The sequence below is a fragment of the Halomonas sp. NCCP-2165 genome, assembly GCF_023708045.1.
GTDB classification, from domain to species: Bacteria; Pseudomonadota; Gammaproteobacteria; order Pseudomonadales; family Halomonadaceae; genus Bisbaumannia; species Bisbaumannia pacifica.
In genome coordinates this window covers 99,278-121,290 of sequence record NZ_BRCY01000001.1, presented here as the reverse complement: position 1 = coordinate 121,290, position 22,013 = coordinate 99,278, and the positions used below count along the sequence as shown (strand labels likewise).

20 protein-coding genes are annotated in these 22,013 nt (G+C 67.6%); 11 read left to right on the top strand and 9 right to left on the bottom strand.

Features of this window, described 5'->3' with window-relative positions:
- Nucleotides 1-75 precede the first annotated feature (75 nt).
- Both clpS and NFU04_RS00525 read right to left on the bottom strand, forming a co-directional pair.
- On the bottom strand, nt 76-435 hold the full coding sequence (gene clpS / locus NFU04_RS00530) for an ATP-dependent Clp protease adapter ClpS (protein ID WP_251307599.1): 360 nt from the start codon (nt 433-435) through the stop codon (nt 76-78).
- Between the two features lie 195 nt (nt 436-630).
- Entirely contained in the window at nt 631-2,865 is a 2,235-nt protein-coding gene (locus NFU04_RS00525; protein ID WP_251307598.1) for an NADP-dependent isocitrate dehydrogenase, read from the bottom strand.
- A gap of 294 nt (nt 2,866-3,159) precedes the next feature.
- Between NFU04_RS00525 and NFU04_RS00520 the strand changes: the two genes are divergently transcribed.
- From NFU04_RS00520 to NFU04_RS00485, 8 genes are all read left to right on the top strand, one after another.
- Nucleotides 3,160-3,807, top strand: coding sequence for a pseudouridine synthase (locus tag NFU04_RS00520; protein ID WP_251307597.1), 648 nt, complete (start codon nt 3,160-3,162; stop codon nt 3,805-3,807).
- Entirely contained in the window at nt 3,804-4,253 is a 450-nt protein-coding gene (locus NFU04_RS00515; RefSeq protein WP_251307596.1) for an NUDIX hydrolase, read from the top strand. The genes NFU04_RS00520 and NFU04_RS00515 overlap by 4 nt, the downstream gene beginning before the upstream one ends.
- A gap of 99 nt (nt 4,254-4,352) precedes the next feature.
- Entirely contained in the window at nt 4,353-5,492 is a 1,140-nt protein-coding gene (gene mnmA, locus NFU04_RS00510; protein WP_251307595.1) for a tRNA 2-thiouridine(34) synthase MnmA, read from the top strand.
- Nucleotides 5,489-6,127: a high frequency lysogenization protein HflD gene (gene hflD / locus NFU04_RS00505; RefSeq protein WP_251307594.1), complete on the top strand. Its 639-nt coding sequence runs from the start codon at nt 5,489-5,491 to the stop codon at nt 6,125-6,127. Before mnmA ends, hflD begins: the two co-directional genes overlap by 4 nt.
- Before the next feature lie 26 nt (nt 6,128-6,153).
- Complete coding sequence (purB, locus tag NFU04_RS00500) at nt 6,154-7,518, top strand: adenylosuccinate lyase (protein ID WP_251307593.1); 1,365 nt, start codon at nt 6,154-6,156, stop codon at nt 7,516-7,518.
- A 149-nt stretch (nt 7,519-7,667) separates the two neighbouring features.
- Nucleotides 7,668-8,870 (top strand): cupin domain-containing protein, encoded by a 1,203-nt coding sequence (locus tag NFU04_RS00495; protein ID WP_251307592.1) that lies wholly within the window; start codon nt 7,668-7,670, stop codon nt 8,868-8,870.
- Complete coding sequence (locus tag NFU04_RS00490) at nt 8,863-9,294, top strand: GNAT family N-acetyltransferase (RefSeq protein WP_251307591.1); 432 nt, start codon at nt 8,863-8,865, stop codon at nt 9,292-9,294. Before NFU04_RS00495 ends, NFU04_RS00490 begins: the two co-directional genes overlap by 8 nt.
- Before the next feature lie 354 nt (nt 9,295-9,648).
- Complete coding sequence (locus NFU04_RS00485; RefSeq protein ID WP_251307590.1) at nt 9,649-11,241, top strand: isocitrate lyase; 1,593 nt, start codon at nt 9,649-9,651, stop codon at nt 11,239-11,241.
- A gap of 355 nt (nt 11,242-11,596) precedes the next feature.
- On the opposite strand, the gene NFU04_RS00480 is transcribed toward NFU04_RS00485, so the two are convergent.
- The gene (locus tag NFU04_RS00480) at nt 11,597-11,821 is read right to left on the bottom strand and encodes a hypothetical protein (RefSeq protein ID WP_146801587.1); all 225 of its coding nucleotides are present in this window, start codon (nt 11,819-11,821) and stop codon (nt 11,597-11,599) included.
- Nucleotides 11,822-12,447: 626 nt separating this feature from the next.
- Between NFU04_RS00480 and NFU04_RS00475 the strand changes: the two genes are divergently transcribed.
- Complete coding sequence (locus NFU04_RS00475; RefSeq protein WP_251307589.1) at nt 12,448-12,915, top strand: outer membrane lipoprotein; 468 nt, start codon at nt 12,448-12,450, stop codon at nt 12,913-12,915.
- A 125-nt stretch (nt 12,916-13,040) separates the two neighbouring features.
- On the opposite strand, the gene NFU04_RS00470 is transcribed toward NFU04_RS00475, so the two are convergent.
- Nucleotides 13,041-13,325 carry a hypothetical protein gene (locus tag NFU04_RS00470; protein WP_251307588.1) on the bottom strand — a complete coding sequence of 95 codons (285 nt, stop codon included), beginning with the start codon at nt 13,323-13,325 and terminating at the stop codon, nt 13,041-13,043.
- A 213-nt stretch (nt 13,326-13,538) separates the two neighbouring features.
- Here NFU04_RS00470 and NFU04_RS00465 point away from each other — a divergent pair, with 213 nt between their 5' ends.
- Complete coding sequence (locus NFU04_RS00465; RefSeq protein ID WP_146801590.1) at nt 13,539-14,021, top strand: FKBP-type peptidyl-prolyl cis-trans isomerase; 483 nt, start codon at nt 13,539-13,541, stop codon at nt 14,019-14,021.
- A 60-nt stretch (nt 14,022-14,081) separates the two neighbouring features.
- Here NFU04_RS00465 and NFU04_RS00460 read toward each other — a convergent pair whose 3' ends face one another.
- Complete coding sequence (locus NFU04_RS00460; RefSeq protein WP_251307587.1) at nt 14,082-16,292, bottom strand: FAD-dependent oxidoreductase; 2,211 nt, start codon at nt 16,290-16,292, stop codon at nt 14,082-14,084.
- A gap of 155 nt (nt 16,293-16,447) precedes the next feature.
- Here NFU04_RS00460 and msrA point away from each other — a divergent pair, with 155 nt between their 5' ends.
- Nucleotides 16,448-17,059, top strand: a complete 612-nt coding sequence (msrA, locus tag NFU04_RS00455) for a peptide-methionine (S)-S-oxide reductase MsrA (RefSeq protein ID WP_251307586.1) — start codon at nt 16,448-16,450, stop codon at nt 17,057-17,059.
- Here msrA and NFU04_RS00450 read toward each other — a convergent pair.
- The 4 genes from NFU04_RS00450 to NFU04_RS00435 form a co-directional block, all read right to left on the bottom strand.
- Entirely contained in the window at nt 16,981-18,243 is a 1,263-nt protein-coding gene (locus NFU04_RS00450) for an MFS transporter (protein ID WP_251307585.1), read from the bottom strand. The genes msrA and NFU04_RS00450 overlap by 79 nt on opposite strands.
- Before the next feature lie 85 nt (nt 18,244-18,328).
- Nucleotides 18,329-18,964, bottom strand: a complete 636-nt coding sequence (locus NFU04_RS00445) for a C40 family peptidase (RefSeq protein ID WP_459382053.1) — start codon at nt 18,962-18,964, stop codon at nt 18,329-18,331.
- Nucleotides 18,965-19,051: 87 nt separating this feature from the next.
- Nucleotides 19,052-21,511, bottom strand: a complete 2,460-nt coding sequence (locus NFU04_RS00440) for a DUF1266 domain-containing protein (protein ID WP_251307584.1) — start codon at nt 21,509-21,511, stop codon at nt 19,052-19,054.
- 104 nt (nt 21,512-21,615) lie between these two features.
- Nucleotides 21,616-22,005: a RidA family protein gene (locus tag NFU04_RS00435; RefSeq protein WP_251307583.1), complete on the bottom strand. Its 390-nt coding sequence runs from the start codon at nt 22,003-22,005 to the stop codon at nt 21,616-21,618.
- Between the last annotated feature and the right edge of the window lie 8 nt (nt 22,006-22,013).

Genomic DNA, 22,013 nt, shown 5'->3' with positions numbered 1-22,013 from the left:
CGGCAATTTCACCATCGGGCACTTTCACGACGTTGGCAACCCCCTGGGGGCATTGCCCGCGAGTGCGGTGGCCGCTCAATCGGCCTGGTCGATATCACACAGCAACGGGTGCTGGCACTCTCTGGCATATTGATTGACCTGGTGGCTTTTGGTTTCCGCGATATCACGCGTAAAGATGCCGCAGGTCGCCTTGCCCTGGGTATGCACCGCCAACATCACCTGCACCGCCTTCTCCTGATCCATATGAAAGAAGGTCTGCAGCACCTCCACCACGAACTCCATGGGGGTGAAGTCGTCGTTATGCAAGATCACCTTGTACATGGGGGGATGAGCCAGCTCCGGGTCGGCGCTCTGCACCGCCAGGTCGCCGTCGCCCTCCTCGGGTCGGGTCATGCCGGCGATGGCACCCCGCCAGGGTTCTTCTGTCTTGAACATATGAAGCACTATCCATTTCTACAAGCCGACCGGCGATGGGCGTCTCAACCCTGCTTGGACGCCCACCCCGGTGGCGGGTTCATTTATCAAGATGCGGCCTGACGGACACGCATGCAAGCGCCAGACGCAAAAGGCCCCCGCCCGTCAGTCGGGCGGGGGCCTGAGCGCTCGCGTGCCGAAAGCGAGCGAAGCCGCTTAGCCCTTGGCCACCAGGGCCAGGGCGGCGTTGAGGGTCTCGCTGGGGCGCATGACCCGCTCGGTCAGCTCGCCGTTGGGGTGGTAGTAGCCCTGGATATCCACGGCCTGCCCCTGTACCGCGTTGAGCTCCTCGACGATCACCGCCTCCTTGGCGTGGAACTCCTCGGCCAGCTTGCCGAACAGCGCCTTGAGCTCGGCATCCTCGTCCTGGGCGGCCAGGGCCTCGGCCCAGTACATGGCCAGGTAGAAGTGGCTGCCGCGGTTGTCCAGCTCGCCGACCTTGCGAGACGGCGACTTGTTGCTGTCGAGGAACTTGCCATTGGCCTCGTCCAGCGCCTTGGCCAGCACTCGCGCCCGGGCGTTATCGAAGGTCTTGCCCAGGTGCTCGAGGGAGGCGGCCAGGGCCAGGAACTCGCCCAGGGAGTCCCAACGCAGGTGGTTCTCCTCGAGGAGCTGCTGGACGTGCTTGGGCGCGGAGCCGCCGGCACCGGTCTCGAACAGGCCACCGCCGTTCATCAGCGGCACGATGGAGAGCATCTTGGCGCTGGTGCCCAGCTCCATGATCGGGAAGAGGTCGGTGAGGTAGTCGCGCAGCACGTTGCCGGTGACGGAGATGGTGTCCTCGCCGCGGCGGATGCGCTCCAGGGAGAGCTTCATGGCATCCACCGGCGCCAGGATACGGATATCCAGGCCGCTGGTGTCATGCTCGGCGAGGTAGGCCTCGACCTTCTTGATCAGCTCGGCATCGTGGGCACGATTGGCGTCGAGCCAGAACACCGCCGGGGTCTCGCTGTCCCGGGCGCGAGTCACGGCGAGCTTGACCCAGTCCTTGATCGGCGCGTCCTTGGTCTGGCACATGCGCCAGATATCGCCCTTCTCCACGGCGTGCTCGAAGATCACCTCGCCGGCGTCGTTGGTGACGCGCACGGTGCCATCGGCGGGAACCTGGAAGGTCTTGTCGTGGGAGCCGTACTCCTCGGCCTTCTGGGCCATCAGGCCGACGTTGGGCACGCTGCCCATGGTGGTCGGATCGAAGGCGCCATTGGCCTTGCAGTCGTCGATAGTGGCCTGATAGATGGTCGCGTAGCAGCGATCCGGGATCACCGCCTTGGCGTCGTGCAGGGCATCATCGGCGCCCCACATCTTGCCGGAGTCGCGGATCATCGCCGGCATGGAGGCGTCGATGATCACGTCGCTGGGCACGTGCAGGTTGGTGATGCCCTTGTGGGAGTTGACCATGGCCAGGCGCGGGCGCTCGGCATAGAGGGCCTCGATATCGGCCTTGATCTCGTCCTGCTTGTCGGCGGGCAGCTTGGCGATGGTGGCGTAGAGGTCGCCGATGCCGTTGTTGGCATCGAAACCGACCTCGGCCAGGGCCTCGGCGTGCTTCTCCAGCACCTCGCCGTAGAAGGCCTCGACCACGATGCCGAACATGATCGGGTCGGAGACCTTCATCATGGTGGCCTTGAGGTGCAGGGAGAAGAGCACGTCACGGGCCTTGGCGTCGGCCACCTGCTCCTTGATAAAGGCCGTGAGCGCCTGGTGGCTCATTACCGCGGCATCGATCACCTCGCCGGCCAGGACCGGAGTCTTCTCCTTGAGCACGGTGGTGCTGCCGTCCTTGCCGATCAGCTCGATCTTCACCGCACCCTCGGCGCTCATGGTGGCGGACCGTTCGCTGCCGTAGAAGTCTCCCTCGCTCATGCAGGCCACGTGGGACCGGGAGTCGGCGCTCCACTCGCCCATGCGGTGCGGGTACTTGCGGGCGTAGTTTTTCACCGACTTGGGGGCGCGACGGTCGCTGTTGCCTTCACGCAGCACCGGGTTAACGGCGCTGCCCTTGACCCGGTCGTAGCGCGCCTTGATGTCGCGCTCCACGTCGCTGGTGGGCTCGTCCGGATAGTCGGGCAGCTTGTAGCCCTGGCCCTGCAACTCGCGAATGGCCGCCTTGAGCTGCGGCACCGAGGCGCTGATATTGGGCAGCTTGATGATATTGGCTTCGGGGGTCTTGGCCAGCTCGCCGAGCTCGGCCAGGTGATCGCCGAGCTGCTGCTCGTCGCTCAGGTATTCGGGGAACAGGCAGATGATGCGACCGGCCAGGGAGATATCCCGGGTCTCAACGCTGATCCCGGCGGAGTCGGTGTAGGCATCGATGATCGGCAGCAGGGAATAGGTGGCCAGGGCCGGTGCTTCGTCGGTAAGCGTATAGATAATCTTCGGCGTTTTTGACATGTTGGCGTTGATCTCTCTGGTCACTGCGGTGGCATGAAACTGGATCGGTAGCGCGCGCTGACGATGTCCGCCTCGGGGGCTCTATGCGGCCCGCCCGGCAAGGCGATGAGACCGGGTCTTGCGAGGAACATCGGCGCCCGGCAGGTTGCTTGTAGCAGGCCCCGACGTATCGAGGGCGCTCCCGGCGAGCGGCGGCATTATACCAGCGCGCCCGGTTCGACGCATAAGCAATAAGGGTAAGGGCCTCTCCTCTCCCCCTGCCATCCCGCCCCGCTTGCCGGTAAGCTTGCCCTTATGAGCACCCTCTACCTACTCCACAAGCCCTATCGCATGCTTTCCCAGTTCACCGACCGCGCGGCCGGTGCGGAGCGCCGCGCCACCCTGGCCGATATCATCCGGGTGCCGGGCATCTATCCGGCGGGGCGCCTCGACCACGACTCCGAAGGCTTGCTGCTGCTCTCCGATGACGGCGAGCTGATCCATCGCATCAGCCACCCCCGCCACAAGCAGCCCAAGACCTATCGGGTCCAGGTCGAGGGCGTGCCCGATGACGCCGCCCTGGAGGCGCTGCGTCGCGGCGTCACCCTGGGCGACGGCCCCACCCGCCCCGCCAAGGTGCGTCGCCTGGACGCCTCTGGCCTGGCGGAGCGCGATCCGCCCCTGGATCCCAGGCGCCACCCGGTCACCAGTTGGCTGGAACTGACCATCAGCGAGGGACGCAATCGCCAGGTACGGCGCATGACCGCCCGGGTGGGGCACCCCACCCTACGCCTGGTACGCATCGCCATCGGCCCCTGGCGCCTGGACGGCCTGGCTCCCGGGGAGTGGCGCCGCGAGACCCTGCATGCCCCGGTCAAGCCCCAGGGACGCCCCGCCAAGGGCGCTGGGCGCGGCGGCAAGCCGGCGAGCCGGGGCCACGCCAAGCCGAGGCGCGGCCGATGAGCCGCTGGAGCCCCCGGGTCACCGTGGCCTGCGTGGTGGAGCGTGACGGCCGCTACCTGATGGTGGAAGAGGAGCGCGGCGGCTCCGCCACCCTCTTCAATCAGCCCGCCGGCCACCTGGAGCCGGACGAGCGCCTGCTCGAGGCGGTGTGTCGCGAGGTGCTCGAGGAGACCGCCTGGCGGGTCCGCCCCCAGGCCTACCTGGGACTCTACTGCTTTCGCACCGATTCGGGGCTGACCTTCCACAGTCACGGCTTTGTCGCCCGGGCCGAGGCCCGCCTCGAGCGCGCCCTCGATGGCGACATCCTCGCCTGCCACTGGCTGACCCTCGACGAACTGGAGGCCCTGGACCGGGACGGCCGCCTGCGTAGCCCCCTGGTGTTGCGGCGCATCCATGACGCCGCGGCGGGACCCCACTACCCGCTGGGGGTGATCCACGACCTCTAAGCGGAACGCACCGGCTTCGCCCGGCCACCCTTACCGCCGATCGGCTCCGTCGGGTATAATCCCCGCCTATTTGCCAGCCACGCCAATCCGAGAGCGTCTATGTCATCTTCGGGGTCATCTTCGGGCAAGGTCATCGTCGGCATGTCCGGCGGTGTCGATTCATCCGTGTCCGCCCTGCGGCTCCTCGAGCAGGGTTATCAGGTCGAAGGCCTGTTCATGAAGAACTGGGACGAGGACGACGGCACCGAGTACTGCACCGCCAAGGAGGACCTGGCGGATGCCCAGGCCGTGTGCGAGAAGCTGGGTATCAAGCTGCATACCGCCAACTTCGCCGCCGAGTACTGGGACAACGTCTTCGAGCACTTCCTGGCCGAATACAAGGCCGGGCGCACGCCGAACCCGGACATCCTGTGCAACCGGGAAATCAAGTTCAAGGTGTTCCTGGACTACGCCGAGATGCTCGGCGCCGAGAAGATCGCCACCGGCCACTATGTGCGCCAGGGCGAGGCGCTCGGGCGCCTCGACGGCGAGACCCGGCCGCGGCTGCTCAAGGGGCTGGACCCCAACAAGGACCAGAGCTATTTCCTGCACGCCGTGCCGGAGGCCGCCATCGCCCGCACCCTCTTCCCGGTGGGCGAGCTGGAGAAGCCCGAGGTACGCGCCATCGCCGAGCGTCACGACCTGGTGACCGCCCGCAAGAAGGACTCCACCGGCATCTGCTTTATCGGCGAGCGGCGCTTCCGCGACTTCCTGCAACAGTACCTGCCGGCTCAGCCGGGGCGCATCGAGACCCCCGAAGGCGAGGTCATCGGCGAACATATGGGGCTGATGTACTACACCCTGGGCCAGCGTCAGGGGCTCGGCATCGGCGGCCTGCCCAACCACTCCGAGGCGCCCTGGTACGTGGCCGCCAAGGACCTGGAGCGCAACGTCCTGGTCGCCGTCCAGGGCAAGCACCACCCGCTGCTCTACAGCGACAGCCTGGCCACCGAGGCCATGGACTGGGTGGCCGGCCATCCCCCGGCGGCCGAGGCCCGGCTCACCGCCAAGACCCGCTACCGCCAGTCCGACGTGCCCTGCGTGATGCACGCTCGGGACGACGGCGGCGTCGAGGTGCACTTCGATGAGCCCCAGCGGGCGGTGACCCCGGGCCAGTCCCTGGTGCTCTATGATGGCGAGATCTGCCTCGGCGGCGGGGTGATCCGCGCCACCTGGAATCGGGCGGAGGCCGTCGCATGACCCCGACGCCCATCCATCGTCCCGCCGATGACGCCACCACTCGCCAGGCCCTGGCCCTGGCGGGGGTCTTCCAGGCCGCCCGGGTGGTGGACGAACTGGCCCGCACCGGCCAGGCCGACGAACGCGCCTGGAACACCCTGCTCCACGCCACCCTGGATACCGACCCGGAGAGCTTCGAGGCGATCTATGGCGGCCACCCCAACCACCTGCGCCAGGGCCTCGAGGTGCTGGAGGCGGTGCTCGGTCGCCGCCAGCAGAATCCGGTGGTACTGCGCTACGGCTTCTCGCTGCTGCTGCTGATGAACAAGCTGCGCAAGAACGACCGCATGATGGCCACCCTGGGCCAGGAACTGCCGCGCATCCAGGGCCAGGCCGAGCACTTCGGCGAGCAGCACGAGAACGTGGTGGCCAGCCTCGGCGAGCTCTACCAGCAGACCCTGTCGAACTTCAAGTACCGCATCGTGGTACAGGGCGACCCGGGGCTGCTGCAGAGCCGCGGCATGCCGGAGCGGGTGCGCGCCGCCCTGCTCACCGGCATTCGCTTCGCCCTGCTCTGGCACCAGCAGGGCGGGCGGCGCTGGAAGCTGATCTTCCAGCGCAAGGCCATGCAACGCGCCCTCGACGCCCTGAATTGACCCTTCACCCAGTACGGATCGAACCCATGCAACTCTCTGCCCTTACCGCCCTCTCCCCCGTCGATGGTCGCTATGCCGACAAGGCCACGGCCCTTCGTGAACACTTCAGCGAGTTCGGCCTGATCCGGGCCCGGGTCACCGTCGAGATCCGCTGGCTGCAGGCCCTGGCCGGTCACGCCCAGATCACCGAGGTGCCGCCGCTCTCCGCCGAGGCGGTGGCCTTCCTGGAGGCCCTGGTGCGCGACTTCTCGGTACAGGACGCCGAGCGCATCAAGGAGATCGAGCGCACCACCAACCACGACGTCAAGGCGGTGGAGTACTTCATCAAGGAGAAGATCGAGGGCCAGCCGGAGCTGCACGCCATCACCGAGTTCGTGCACTTCGCCTGCACCAGCGAGGACATCAACAACCTCTCCCACGCGCTGATGCTCAAGGGCGGCCTCGACGAACTGCTGCCGATGATGCGCCGGGTCACCGACGAGGTGGCACGTCTGGCCGAGGCCCACGCCGACCAGCCGATGCTGTCGCGCACCCATGGTCAGACCGCCAGCCCCACCACCCTGGGCAAGGAGATGGCCAACGTCGCCTACCGCCTGCGTCGCCAGCTCGCGCAGGTCGAAAGCGTCGAACTGCTGGGCAAGATCAACGGCGCCGTGGGCAACTACAACGCCCACCTGGCCACCTACCCGGAGATCGACTGGGAGGCCCACGCCCAGGCCTTCGTGGAAGGGCTGGAGCTGACCTTCAACCCCTACACCACCCAGATCGAGCCCCACGACTATATCGCCGAGCTGTTCGACGCCGTGTGCCGCTTCAACACCATCCTGATCGACTTCGACCGGGACGTCTGGGGCTATATCTCCCTGGGCTACTTCAAGCAGCGCACCGTGGCCGGCGAGATCGGCTCCTCCACCATGCCCCACAAGGTCAACCCCATCGACTTCGAGAACTCCGAAGGCAACCTGGGGCTGGCCAATGCGGTGCTCGGCCACCTGGCCCAGAAGCTGCCCATCTCCCGCTGGCAGCGCGACCTCACCGACTCCACGGTGCTGCGCAACCTGGGCATGGGCCTGGCCTATGGCCTGATCGCCTACCAGGCGACCCTCAAGGGCATCGGCAAGCTGGAAGCCAACCCGGCGCGCCTGGCGGAAGACCTGGATGCCAGCTGGGAGGTGCTCGCCGAGCCGATCCAGACGGTGATGCGCCGCTACGGCATCGAGAAGCCCTATGAGAAGCTCAAGGAGCTGACTCGCGGCAAGCGTATCGATCAGGCCGGGCTCAAAGCCTTTATCGATACCCTGGCGCTGCCCGACGCGGTCAAGGCCGAGCTCAAGGCCCTGGCCCCGGCCGGCTATATCGGCAACGCCGTCGAGCAGGCGCGTAAGCTCTAAGCTGGAAGCTGGAAGCTGGATTGCCGGCTTCTGCCGCAGGCGCCAGGGGCGACTTCCGGCTTCCAGCTCAAGCCCGTGAAGCGGGCGCTCTTCCCGCTTCACGCTATGGCCCGGTTGCTCCTCCACCCCATTCGAGTCCCAGGATCCCTATGTCGACCGATACGCCACTGCCCATGCTCGGCGGCCTTAGCGCCGCCGACTTCCTGCGCGACTACTGGCAGCAGAAACCGCTGCTGATTCGCGGCGCCTTCCCCGACTTCCCGTGCCCCTTGGCGCCGGACGAGCTGGCCGGCCTGGCCTGCGAGGCCGGGGTGGAGGCACGCCTAGTGGAAGAGCGCGGTCCCCAGGGCCCCTGGCAGGTCAGCCACGGTCCCTTCGATGAGAGCGTCTTCGCCAGGCTCCCCGAGCGGGACTGGACCCTGCTGGTCCAGGCGGTGGACCACTATGTCCCCCAGGTGGCCGAGCTCCTCGAGGCCTTCGCCTTCCTGCCGCGCTGGCGCCTGGACGACATCATGATCAGCTACGCTCCCCCGGGGGGCAGCGTCGGCCCCCATGTCGACCAGTACGATGTCTTCCTGCTCCAGGGCAGCGGTCAGCGCCGCTGGCAGCTCGGCGGGCGCGTGCCCGACGACGCCCCCATCCTCGACGGCATCGACCTGCGTATCCTCCAGCGCTTCGAGGTGACGCCGGGGGAGGACTGGGTCCTGGAGCCGGGCGATATGCTCTATGTGCCGCCGGGCTGGGCCCACCACGGGGTCAGCCAGTCCGCGGACTGCATGACCCTCTCGGTGGGCTTCCGGGCGCCCTCCGCCGACGAGGCGGTGACCTCCTTCGCCGACTACCTGGGCGAACAGCTGCCCGCCTCCCTGCGCTACGCCGACACCGGCATGGCCCCCCCCGCCGACCCGGGCGAGCTCGACGACGCGGCACTCGAGCGCATGCGCCGGCTGATCCTCGACACCCTCGACGATCCCGAGCAGCTCGCCCAGTGGTTCGGCCGGGTGATGACCCAGCCCAAGTACGTGGACCAACTGGTGCCCCAGGAGACGCCGCTGGCCGCCGCCGAGCTTGTCGCCGAGCTACAGGACGGCGCCTGGCTGGAACGCAGCCTGGGCTCGCGCTTCGCCTGGCGTCGTGAAGCCGACGGTCGGACCACCCTCTTCGTGGATGGCGATGGCCTGGCCTGCGACGCCGAGCTGGCCCGCACCCTGGCCTCGCGCGCCCCCTTGGATGCCCAAACCCTGACCTACCCCGGCGCCGCCGACCTGCTGGTCGAGCTGCTCAATCGTGGCAGCCTCGCCTGGCCCCTGGACGAGGCGGCGCTCGATGACGAGGAGACTGACCATGAGTGATGCCATCACCATTCACCAGGGCGACTGGGAGGAGCTCGGCGATACCACCGGGCCCATCCGCCACCGGGTCTTCGTGGTGGAACAGAAAGTGCCCGAAGAGGAGGAGTGGGACGGCCGCGATGCCATCAGCCTGCACTTCGTGGCCTACCGGGACGAAGTGGCGGTGGGCGCCGCCCGCCTGCTGCCGGACGCCCATATCGGCCGGGTGGCGGTGCTCGCCGAGGCCCGCGGCCAGGGCATCGGCCAGCGCCTGGTGGCGGCGGCGGTGGAAGCCGCCCGCCTCCAGGGCCATCCCAGCGTGGAGCTCTCCGCTCAGCTGCATGCCCTGCCCTTCTACGAGCAACTCGGCTTCGAAGCCTACGGCGACGACTTCCTCGACGCCGGCATCCCGCATCGCAACATGCGTCTCTCCCTAGTGGATTGAGGGCGGAGCAAGTCTCCACCCTCGCCATGTCCAAACGGAAAGTCACTACATAACGAGGGCCTCCCCGGGCCCTCCTGTAGTCATACTACAACGCCTTCTTCCCCTAAGTGTCGATTGTTGAGCCCAGCAGCCATGGGCCATAGTGGTTGGCAAGCCCGGCCGAAAACATTTGTTTGATAACGACCTTGTAGTCAGGCATTAAACATTCGTTTTAAACCGGAATAACCTTCGACCAAGGCAGCAGAGACAAACCACCGACGCTGGTCGATCCTGAAAACACTTCGCAGGTGCAGCATTTCTCGACACCTGTGGGTCACCCGGCAAGGCTCGATACCACTGAGGAAGGAAGGCCCCATGTCATACCAAGACGATATCAAGGCATTGACCCAACTGCGCGAAGCCATGGGTAGCGGCTGGGCGAGCATCAGCCCCGAGAATGCCGCCCGCCTGCGTGCCCAGAACCGTTTCAAGACCGGCCTGGACATCGCCAAGTACACCGCCAAGATCATGCGTGAGGACATGGCCGCCTATGACGCCGACAGCGCTAAGTACACCCAGTCGCTGGGCTGCTGGCACGGCTTCATCGGTCAGCAGAAGCTGATCTCCATCAAGAAGCACTTCGGTACCACCAAGCGCCGCTACCTCTACCTCTCCGGCTGGATGGTCGCCGCCCTGCGCTCCGAGTTCGGCCCGCTGCCCGACCAGTCCATGCACGAGAAGACCAGCGTGGCCGGGCTGATCGAGGAGCTCTACACCTTCCTGCGCCAGGCCGATGCCTGGGAGCTCAACCACCTGTTCCGCGCCCTGGAAGAGGCCAAGGCCGCCGGCGACGCCGCCAAGGTGGCCGAGCTCGAGGCCCAGATCGACAACCACGAGACCCATGTGGTGCCGATCATCGCCGATATCGACGCCGGTTTCGGCAACGCCGAGGCCACCTACCTGCTGGCCAAGAAGATGATCGAAGCGGGCGCCTGCTGCATCCAGATCGAAAACCAGGTCTCCGACGAGAAGCAGTGCGGCCACCAGGACGGCAAGGTCACCGTGCCCCACGAGGACTTCCTGGCCAAGATCAATGCCGTGCGCTACGCCTTCCTGGAACTGGGCGTGGACGATGGCGTCATCGTCGCCCGCACCGACTCCCTGGGCGCCGGCCTGACCCAGAAGATCGCCGTGACCAAGGAGCCCGGCGACCTGGGCGACCAGTACAACGCCTTCCTGGACGGCGACGAGATCACCTCGGCCTCCGATATCGACAACGGCGACGTGGTCATCAAGCAGAACGGCAAGCTGGTCAAGGTCAAGCGCCTGGCCTCCGGCCTCTACCAGTTCAAGCCGGGCACCGGCGAGGATCGGGTGGTGCTGGACTGCATCACCAGCCTGCAGAATGGCGCCGACCTGCTGTGGATCGAGACCGAGAAGCCCCACGTCGGCCAGATCGCCGGCATGGTCAACCGTATCCGCGAGGTCTGCCCGGACGCCAAGCTGGTCTACAACAACTCGCCCTCCTTCAACTGGACCCTCAACTTCCGCCAGCAGGTGTTCGATGCCTGGGAGGCCGAAGGCCGTGATGTCGGCGCCTACGACCGCGCCAACCTGATGAGCGCCGAGTACGACGCCACCGAACTGGGCCGCCTGGCCGACGAGTGGACCCAGAACTTCCAGCGCGACGCCTCCCGGGAGGCGGGGATCTTCCACCACCTGATCACCCTGCCCACCTACCACACCGCGGCCCTGTCCACCGACAACCTGGCCAAGGGCTACTTCGGCGACGAAGGCATGCTGGCCTATGTGGCCGGGGTCCAGCGCCGCGAGATTCGCGAGGGCATCGCCACGGTCAAGCACCAGGACATGGCCGGCTCCAATATCGGCGATGACCACAAGGAGTTCTTCCACGGCGATGCGGCCCTCAAGGCCGGTGGCAAGGACAACACCATGAATCAGTTCTGATCATGGCACCAAGGTGAAACTGGAATTGGGGGAGGCGAAAGCCTCCCCTTTTTTTGCTCTGCGCGGCTCGGAATGCGGCCACGACCGTGCGCACTCTGATGCGCAAGCACGGAGATACGCAAGCGAGAAAGGCGATAGGGGCCACCATAGCTTGGCGCGAATGGCAGCGGAAAACCCGGCAACCCGGTGTCTGAGATTTCTGCGCGACGGGGGCTCTTCGCTAGGGGATGGGCCCCAAGGAACAAGGAGCAAGGAGCAAGGAGCAAGGAGCAGGGAGCAGGGAGCAAGTCCCCCCATAGAAAACGCCCCCCTTGCCGAGGCAAGGGGGGCGACGTTTATGGCCAGGTCGGGTGACTTACTCCTCGTCGACGGCGGCCATGCGGGTCTCCCCGGCATGCACCTCTTCCCAGGCCTCGTCGAGGGTGTAGCCCAGGCGGGTATCGATGGTGTCGATCACCTCGAGGGCGTCTTGCAGGGACTCGCCTTTGCCCTTCAGGGCGACCACTAGCCGGGCCAGGTCCTTTTTGCTGAAGCTGCTGGCAATAAGGTCGGCTTGTTGGCTCAGTTCGGTGCAGTTCATGGTGTCGTTCCTCTTGTAAGGTCATCACTGCCCTGGGAGCTTGTCTCGGGCAGCCATCTGCGATGGTGATTGGTGCCTTAGCTACGCTTTCCGGGCCGGGTAAGCGCCCGGTACTGCAACTGCGATGGGTCACAAGCTTGGAAAGACCTTCGCCACTGGCGCCCGGATCAAGGAAAAATGGCGCCTGGGTCGTAGCCGAGTCCAGGTCGGTGAATCGGGGGTAACGATCCCCTGCCCTGAACCATGAATTCACTATGGTGCAGTGCAAGAAACCTCACAATGCGCCATTGGGCGCAGCGCGGGTTGTAGCCGGACTACATGGGTGTCGACGGGTAGCACTGCCGGTAATTGATTTACCGAAAGAGAAGAGCCACCGGCCAGGAGTGGCCGACGATATTGAACCCCGAGCGCCCCCACCGGCACCATCCTGCTTTCGCCTACCCCGGGACCGGCACACGCGCCGGGGCATTTCCGACTAGACTGGACGGCACACGGCCGGCCAAGACTGGTCAAAGCTTCGAAGCAAGGATAGAATCCAGTTAGCAAACAGTGTTCAATAACCTGTTTTCCCCATTCGACAGGATGTCCCGGGCCTCGTCCCGACCGACCGCCTCAGGAGGTTCACCATGAAACGTCTGCTTCCCATCCTCGCCATCGGCGCCCTGACCCTGGCCGGCTGTGCCAATACGGCCCCCTATGGCGGCAACGTCTATCGGGGCAATCAGGCCCAGACCGCCCAGAGCGTTACCTTCGGCACCATCACCGCCCTGCGTCAGGTGCAGATTCAGGCCGATAGCCCCTCCGGCAATGCCCTGGGCACCGTTGGCGGCGCCGTGATCGGTGGCCTGCTGGGCAACCAGGTGGGCGGCGGCTCCGGCCGCCAACTGGCCACCGCCGCCGGGGCCATCGGGGGGGCCATGGCCGGCTCCCGTATCGAGGACTCGGTCAACCGCACCGCCGCCTGGGAGATCGAGGTTCGCAAGGACAACGGCCAAAGCGTGGTGGTCGTGCAGAAGGCCGACCAACCCTTCCAGGTCGGCCAACGGGTGCGCCTGATCGGCAGCGGCGCCAACCTCAGCGTCGCTCCCTACTAAATCTCGCCGTCGCGCCCCTTCTAGTAGAAGCCACCCTTCTAGTAGAAGCCACCACGAAAAAGCCCGCGGCCTTGGCCGCGGGCTTTTCCTCGTGATCCATTGGGGCCCGGAAACCGGGCCTCGACTCAGTGCAGCTTGGCCTTGCTCATGGCCCAGCACACCAGCTTGCCGCCGATGGTGACCACCAGGGCGATCACGATCAGGGTCAGCAGCACGTCCACGGGGCGCACGATAAAGGTGGCCCCCAGCACCGCCAGGGCCGGGCACCAGACCCAACGTTCGTCGGTGCCGGTGCGCAGCACCTCGGGCAGCTTCTTCTCGAAGACGCCACCGAGGCCATGCTCCCAGCGCTTGAGGCTCAAAAACAGGATAATCGCAAAGCTGATCAGCCAGATCAGGGTCAGGGTCATGGTCGCTCTCCGCCGGGATTCGGTCACGGGTCAGGATGAAGAAAAGGTGAGGCTAGGGTAGCCCTGGCACTCGAGCCGCGCAACCGCCACGCAGTGGCTTGAATCAACGTCATGCGCGGAGCCGGAAAGCTGAAAAAAATCCCTATCCCCCTGACAGCCCCCAACCCACCACGTTACCATTGTCAGGACATGCACTCATCGAAAGGTTCCTCAATGCAAATTGCACAAAATGCCGTGGTCGCGTTCCACTACACCCTGACCAACGATGCGGGTGAAGTGCTGGACAGCTCCGAAGGCCGCGACCCGCTTACCTATCTCCACGGCGCCGGGAACATCATCCCCGGGCTGGAGAAGGAGCTGGAGGGACGCGAAGCCGGCGAGAAGCTGCAGGTCACCGTGGCCCCCGCCGAAGGGTATGGCGAGCTCCAGCCGGCACTGGTGCAGGAAGTCCCCCGCGATGCCTTCCAGGGCGTCGAGGAAGTGCAGCCGGGCATGCAGTTCCAGGCCCAGACCCAGGGCGGTCCGCTGATGGTCACCGTGACCAAGGTGGAAGGCGACACCGTGACCGTGGATGGCAACCATCCGCTGGCCGGCCAGACCCTGAACTTCGACGTCGAGATCGCCTCCGTGCGTGAAGCCAGCGACGAAGAAGCCGAGCACGGCCATGTGCATGGCGAGGGCGGCGTCGAGCACTAAGCTCTCGGCACGCGCCAACCGCATCGAAAGGGGGCAGCCAGTGGCTGCCCCCTTTCGCGTCTATCGCCGGCTCACCCCGCGGGAGGCCCCTGGCGAAGCGGCCGCTCCCCTGCCACGCCGCCGCCAGGCGAAGTAGCGCCGCAACCCGCCCAGCAGGCGCTCGGGCTTGTGGGCATTCTTCCAGGCCCCGGCACTGGCCTTGGCCGCCTCGGAGAAGGTCGGGTAAGGATGGATGGTCCCCAGCAGCTTGTTGAGGCCAATGCCCTGGGTCATGGCCAGGGTGAACTCGCCGAGCAGCTCCCCCGCCCCATGACCGACGATGCTGGCGCCGAGGATGCGATCCCGGCCCGGTACCGTCAGCACCTTGATAAAGCCCCGGGTCTGGCCATCGGCGATGGCGCGATCCAGCTCGCTGAAGTCATAGCGGGTCACCTCATAGGCGATCCCCTCGTCTCGCGCCTGCCGCTCGTTGAGGCCCACCCGGGCCACCTCCGGCTCGCAGAAGGTGACCGCCGGCAGGTTGCGATACTCGACCCGGAAGCGCTTCACCTCGCCGAACAGGGCATTCACGGTGGCATGCCAGGCCTGATGGGCACCGGCATGGGTCAGCTGGTAGGGCCCCGCCACATCGCCGCAGGCCCAGACATTGGGCAGCAGGCTGCGCAGGGTCTCGTCCACCGCCAGGGTGCCATCGGCGCGGGTCTCGATGCCCAGCGCCTCCAGCCCCAGGCCCTCGACCCGCGCCTCGCGCCCCGTCGCCACCAGCAGGCGATCGAAGACCAGCCGCTGCCGCTCGGGGCCCTGGTCGCCGTCGCGCTCGATGACCAGCACCTTGCCCGCATCGCCGTGGCTGGGGCCCGCCTCGATGGCCACCGCCCGCCAGCCCAGGTGGAGCGATACCCCCTCCTCGCGGAGCTGTTCGGCCAGCACCTCGGTCACATCCTCATCTTCCCGGGGCAGCAGCCGGGGCCGGCGCTGCACCAGGCTGACGCGGCTGCCCAGGCGCGCGAAGCTCTGGCCCAGTTCACAGCCGATGGGGCCGCCCCCCAGCACCACCAGGCGCTCGGGGAGCGACTCCAGTTGCCAGAGGTTCTCGGAGGTCAGCGGTTCGATGGTCTCCAGCCCCGGCAGTGCCGGCAGCCGCGGCCGGGCCCCGCTGGCGATGATCACATGCCGCGTGGTCAGGGTGCGTGGGCCGACGCTGACCTCCCAGGGCGTCGTCAGCCGCGCCTCCCCCTGGATCACCTCGACGCCCAGCCCCCGGTAGCGCTCGGGGCTGTCGTGGGGCTCGACCCGCCGAATGGCGTCATGCACATGGGCCATCACCGCCTTGAAGTCGACCCGCGGCTCGCCGGCCTCGATACCGAAGCGCGGTGCCTGGCGTACCTCCTGGGCCAGGCGCGCCGCACGAATCAGCGCCTTGGAGGGCACACAGCCGGTGTTGAGGCAGTCGCCGCCCATCTTGTCCCGCTCCACCAGGGCCACCCTGGCCTTGACCGCCGCGGCGATATAGCTGGCCACCAGGCCCGCCGAGCCGGCGCCGATCACCACGATGTCGTAATCGAAGCCCCGGGGCCTGGCGTAGCGAGCCGCCAGGCGACGCCGCTTGAGCAGGGCCACCAGGCCCCGGGCCAGCCAGGGGAAGAGGCCGATCAGCACGAAGGAGGCGATCAGGCTCGGCGAGAGGATGCCGGACAGCGATTCCAGCTGCCCCAGCTCGCGGCCGGCATTCACATAGACCAGGGTGCCCGGCAGCATGCCCAGCTGGCTGACCCAGTAGAAGGTGCGCACCGGCAGGCGAGTCAGCCCCATCACCAGGTTGATGACGAAGAAGGGAAAGAGCGGAATCAGGCGCAGGGTAAAGAGGTAGAAGGCCCCCTCGCGGCGAATGCCGGCATTGATGCGCGCCAGCTGCCCGGCGAAGCGCCGCTCCAGGGGCGCCTGGGCCAGGGTCCGGGCGATCAGGAAGGCCAGGGTCGCGCCCAGGCTGCTGGCGAAGGAGACGATCACCAGCCCCCAGCCGAGCCCGAACAGGGCTCCGCTCAATAGCGTCATCAGCGCCGCCCCGGGCAGCGAGAATGCCGCCATCAGCACATAGAGGACGAAGAAGCCGCCGCCCACCCGCCAGGGCTGCTCGGCGAACCAGGCCTGGAAGTCGGCCTGCTCGGCCTGGAGGTTCGCCAGGGTCAGGAACTCATGGGCTCCACCGAGGAAGAAGGTGGCCACGGCGATGGCCACCAGGGCAAGCAGGAAAAGACGACGCCGCTGCATCACGAGAGTCTCCAAGAGGAAAAAGGGGCCAGGCAAGCTTGCCTGCACTTGTGCCTTGAGTCACCCACCGGCGGCCTTTCCTTACAGTCCCTGACGGGGAACCCTTGGCGGCACGACGGGTCTCCTGGACACCCCCCCAGCGACGAGGACTCCCCATGCGCCCTCTTTCTCTGCTCCTGTTGACTCCCCTGCTGCTGCTCGGCGGCCTCTCCCAGGGCCAGGCCCAGGAGCCCGCCCGCGCGGTCTTCGCCGGGGGCTGCTTCTGGTGCGTCGAGGAGGCCTATGACAAGGTCGACGGCGTGCTCGCGACGACCTCCGGCTTCAGTGGCGGCCGGGTGGAGGCCCCCAGCTACCAGCGGGTGGTGGCCGGCGGTACCGGCCATGCCGAAGTGGTGGAGGTAACCTACGACCCCGACGTGGTCGACTACCAGGACCTGTTGCATGTGTTCTGGCGCAATGTCGACCCCTTCGCGGTGGATCGCCAGTTCTGCGATGCCGGCGACTCCTACCGCAGCGCCCTCTTCCCGATGAATGCCGAGCAGCGTGAGCTGGCCGAAGCCAGCCTGACCGCCGTGGAGGAGCGCTTCGGTCGCGAGGTGGCCACCGAGATCAGCGACTTCGAAGCCTTCTACCCCGCCGAGGCCTACCACCAGGATTACTACCAGAAGAACCCGCTGCGCTACCGCTTCTACAAGTCCGCCTGTGGTCGCGAGGATCGCCTGGCGGAGGTCTGGGGCGACGAGGCCGGCGGCCTGCCGCTGCCCTGAGGCGGCCGGTCGCTGACCCAGCGCCCCAGGGCGAGGGCGATGCCCAGGGGCACCAGCAGCAGGGCCAGCGAGGCCACCACCACCCCGGGCCACTGCCAGAGCCGCCAGAAAGGCTCCAGATACAGGGTGCCGAGGCTGGCCCCCAGGTAGTAGCAGACCAGATAGAGCGCCGAGGCGCTGCCCCGCGCGCCCCGGGCGTGCAGTCCCACCCAGGCCGAGGCGGTGGCATGGGCCAGGAAGAAGCCGAAGGCATTGAGGGTCAGGGCGGCGAAAATCCCCGTCAGGGAGCCACCCAGGGTCCCCAGGCTGCCCAGCATCAGCAGACCGATGCCGAATACCATCACCCGGGGCTGGGCGAAGCGCCGCGTGATCCGCCCCGATAACGCGGCCCCCAGGGTTCCGCCCAGGTAGGTCAGGAACAACACCCCCAGCCAGCGCGACGAGAGCTCGTGGGGCGCCTCGCTCAGGCGAAACGTCAGGTAACTGTACTGGTTGATAAAGACCAGGAAGCTGATCCCGCCGATCAGATAGGCCCCCAGCAGCGGCGGATGGCGTAACTGGGCGGCCAGCCCGGCGGCGATGGTCCGCGGCGTCAGGGGGGCGGGCCGGAAGTGCCGCGCCCGGGGCAGCAGCCACCAGAACAGCGCCACGGCGACCAGGCTGAGCCCGCCGATCAGCAGGAAGGCGGCCTCCAGGCCCCACCACTCCCCCGCGGCGCCGCCCAGCAGGCGCCCGCCGATGCCACCCAGGGTATTGGCCCCGATATAGAGTCCCACCGCCGCGCTCAGCGCCCGGGGCTCGAACTCGTCACCCATCCAGGCGATGGCCACCGCCGGCAATCCCCCCAGCATCAGGCCCTGGAGCACCCGCAGCAGCAACAGCCCCTCGAAGCCGGGCACCAGAGCGAGGCCCAGGCTGGCCAGGGCACTGAACAGCAGGGTCAGGCGCATGATGGCTCCCCGTCCCAGGGCGTCGGAGAGGGGCCCGAAGAGCAGCAGGGCCAGGGCCACCGCCAGGGTCGCCGCGGACATCACCAGGCCCGCGGCCAGGGTCGAGACGCCATGCAACTCTCGCAGCGCCGGCAGCAGCGGCTGGGGCGCATAGAGGTTGACGAAGACGATGATGGATCCCAGGCAGAGGGCCAGGGTGGCGCGCCACCAGGCGCGGCTGTGCAGTGCAATCATGACGGACTCCGACTCGGCAGCCCAGGTTCGCCGCCCCACAACGATAAGTGAAACCGCTTATTTAGCGCCGACTTTCGTACAACACCTAGGAGTCGAACCAGGTGGTGCGCTGGGCCAACTGGGTAGGCTCCATGGGGCGCCGGGCCTGCCAGTAGTGGCGTCGCCAGTAGACGTTGTCCAGCTCGGAGAGGATCACCCCCTGGGAGGTGGAGGCGTGGAGGAAGTAGCCCTCCCCCACGTAGATGCCCACGTGGCGGTAGGCGCCGGGGGGACGGAAGAAGACCAGGTCGCCCACCAGCAGCTCGTCCCGGGCCACCGGGGTGCCCTCCTGGACCTGGGCCCGGGTGGTGCGCGGCAGCTCGATACGGAAGTTCTCCGCGAAGACCCGCTGGACCAGCGCCGAGCAGTCGATGCCCCGGGACGACTCCCCGCCCAGGCGGTAGGGGGTGCCCACCCAACGCTCGTGGGCATCCAGCAGCGCCTGGCGCACCCGGGCCAGGGCCGGGTTGGAGAAGTCCAGGGAGGCACCATCCTCGCGGGGCGACATCAAGGCGCCCTCGGCCAGGGAGGGCAGAGGGCGCTCGAAGTAGGCGACATCGTCGGGAGGGACGGCCTCCCGGGGGGCCGAGGCACAGCCGGCGAGTGTCGCCAGCAGCAGGCCCACCCCGGCCAGACGCCGGACATCCCGGCGTATCGCGCCCCTTTCGTTCCTTGAAATCACGCCTCGAACTCCCTTCTTGCGGCTCTGGCCCTGTCAAAAATCCTTCACGACTATAATCGATCGTTCGAATGCCTGGGAAGCCTCGGCTCAATGCAGGGTACGCGCATCCCCGGGCAGGGTATCGATATGCAGGGGCGCCCAGTGGCGGGGCCGCGCCCCGGGAAAGTCGAGGCTCGCCCAGCTACCGGCCAGCGGCGGCGCCCCGCTGAGCCAGGCCACCAGGGCCTCCCGGAAGCTGGTCAGGTACGGCTCCCGCTCCTCGGTCTCGCCCATGAAAAAGGCGAAACCGGCATAGAGGCCGCGGGCATAGCTCTCCCAGCCCGAGTAGTGGGCCTGGGCCAGGGTCAGGGCGCGGTCGAGCACCGCGGCGAAGGCCTCGGCCTCCAGCCACCCCAGCTGACGCCCGGCGATGGCCAGATCCACCGCCTGGGCGACATCCCAGGCGGTCATGTCCACCTCGTTGCAGCCGGCATCGTTGTCGCGCACCCGTTGCAGGCGCAGCAGGTGGTTGCGCTCCTCCTCGCCGCAATCCCCGGACTCGAGGATGGCGATCTCCGCCTCCAGGCGCTGGGGATTCAGGGTGTAGGGCGCATAGTTGATCTGGTACTCCTGGCGATCCCCGGAGGCGAGCAGGAAGTCGAGGAAGTCGCGCAGCCCCTCGGGCCCCTGCAGGCCATAGTGACCATCGATCCACTCGCGGATCGCCGCCACCTCCCGGGGGCTCTCCGGCAGGGGATCGCTCCAGGCCCCGGCATTCAAGGGCCCCACCAGTCCCAGGGCGGTAAAGCGGGTCAGGTCGGGACGCGGTCCCGGTTCCTGCCAGGCCGACGCCTGCCAGTCCAGGTAGTGGAAGGGACTGCCGGGGTCCTCCAGGTGCCAGCGGATCTCGTGGCGCATCGGCGGCTGCCCCTCCTCCGGCAGCGCCTGCTCCCACTGGGCCCAGGCCTCCAGCAGGCGCCGCGGGGTGGGATAGAAGCGACACAGCACGCTGCGCAGCGCCTCCGCCAGCTCGGCCAGCCCCGCGGCCGCGAAGTCGCCGCTGTCCATGGCCATCTGCAGATAGAAGGCGTACTTCTCGGCCATATGGATAGTCGCGGCGTGGCGACTGCAGCCCTTGAGGCGCTCGCGCAGCGTCACCGCCTCCGCCGCCGGGCGGCCGAAGGGCGTCTCCAGGGCCGGCAGCGCCCGGTGCTGGGCATCCGCCGCCAGTTGGTTGAGGTGGTGCGCCTGGGCGGGCAGCCAGTAGCGGGCCAGGCCCGCCACGCCATCTTCCGGGTAGAGTCCCAGGCTCTCGCGCAGGTAGTGGCGGGCATCCTCCCGGCGACTCTCGTCCAGGGCGAGATCGAGCCCCTGACGGAACATCAGGTCGGGCTCGCGCACCGCCGCCAGGCTCAGCACCCAGTGGCGCGGGTCACGGCGCCAGGCCCGCAACAGCGCCGCGGCGGCCCGCTGCTGCTCGTCGCTGACCAGTTGGTGCATATCGAAGCGCCAGGGAGAACCCGGCGAGTGCAGCAGCAGCCCCCAGTCCCGCTCCAGTTCGGCCATGCCGTCGCGTCCCTCGTAGAGGCTGCGCCCGCGCTGGTAGGCGCTGACCAGCGCCAGCCAGTCGCTGTAGCGATGGTGGAGGAGATCGGCGGCATGCACGGCGAACCCCTCGGCCTCCTCGGCGCTGAGCCACTCCAGGCTCCAGCCCACGTAGGCCAGGTCGATCAAGCGCATCCAGTCCCAGGCCGCCCACTCAAGGGGTTCGCCGCGGGTCAGGAAGCCCAGCAGCACCTGGCCATAGGGGCGCCCTTCGCCGAGGCCATCGAGCCATTGGCGACGCGCCTCGGGGGCCTGATCGAGCAGCTTGCCGGCATCCAGGTCCCAGCCATAGCGATCGCCCTGGGCGCTCAGCCACAGCATCAGGCGCAGCAGGTCGTCACGGTTCTCGACCTTCCACACCTCGCGCAGCCAGGCCTGGGCCTCGGGCCAGTCGATCCCCGCCGCCGGCGGCAGGGCCACCACCGGCGAGAAGGCGGCCCGCAGCCGCCATACCGCCTCCCCGGGGGCATCCGGCCACAGCGAGGTCGAGGGGGCGCGACGCCCCAGGGTCTCGGCGAGGCGCTCCCAGGTGATGCCCTCGCCCTGGTGTTCCAGCAGCGCCAGGGCCTCGCAGGCCTCGAACAGGCCATCGTCGCCGCGCACCCAGCCCTCGGCACTGCGCGCATGCATCACCGCCTGCAGCCAGTCGTCGAGCTGACCATGGTGGGCACTGATGCTCTCCGCCAGGCAACGCACCCAGGCCCGGGCCCGGGCCTCGGGCAGCCAGCCGGCGGCACTGGCCAGCGCCAGCAGCTCCAGGGCGGCCAGCTGCTCGGCGGCATTCTCCGCCCCGGGCACCAGGGCGGCCACCAGGCGCCAGCCCAGCTCGCCACGATCGGCGCAGCCCAGTTCGACGAGACGCGTCGCCGCCATGCCGGCATCCACGACGGTGGGATCGGGCTCGAAGGCCCAACCGCACAACACCAGCTGCTGGGCCCACCAGGCGTTCAGGGGATCAACCAAGGCTCACCTCGACACTCATATGCAATCGCAATCGGCGCCTAGTGTAGCGGAAAGCGGCGGCGGCGCCGATGGCGGGGCATCATCCGGTGAGTTTCTCTTCGCCATCAGGCAGGCAGCGGCGTCTCCATGGCGGCATAGGCCACCATCTCGACGAGCATCTCCTCCCGGGCGAAGCCGGAGACGATGATGGCCGCCCGGTTGGGGTAGGGCTCGCGGACGTACTCAGCGTAGACCCGGTTGACCGTGGCCAGGTCCTCCCGGGCGGTGACGTAGATCAGTACCTGGGTCAGGGCTTCCGGGCCGGCGCCCGCCTTCTCCAGGGTGTGGACCAGGTTATCCAGGGTCTGGCGAGTCTGGGCCTCGATCCCGCCGTCCACCACCTGGCCGTCGGCGCCGATGGGGATCTGGGCGGTGAACAGGATGCCGTTGCCCACGACGGCCCATTCCAGGGGCGCCTTGGAGGCGAAGAGGTCGGTGCTTACGGGATGAATCATCGGTCGGT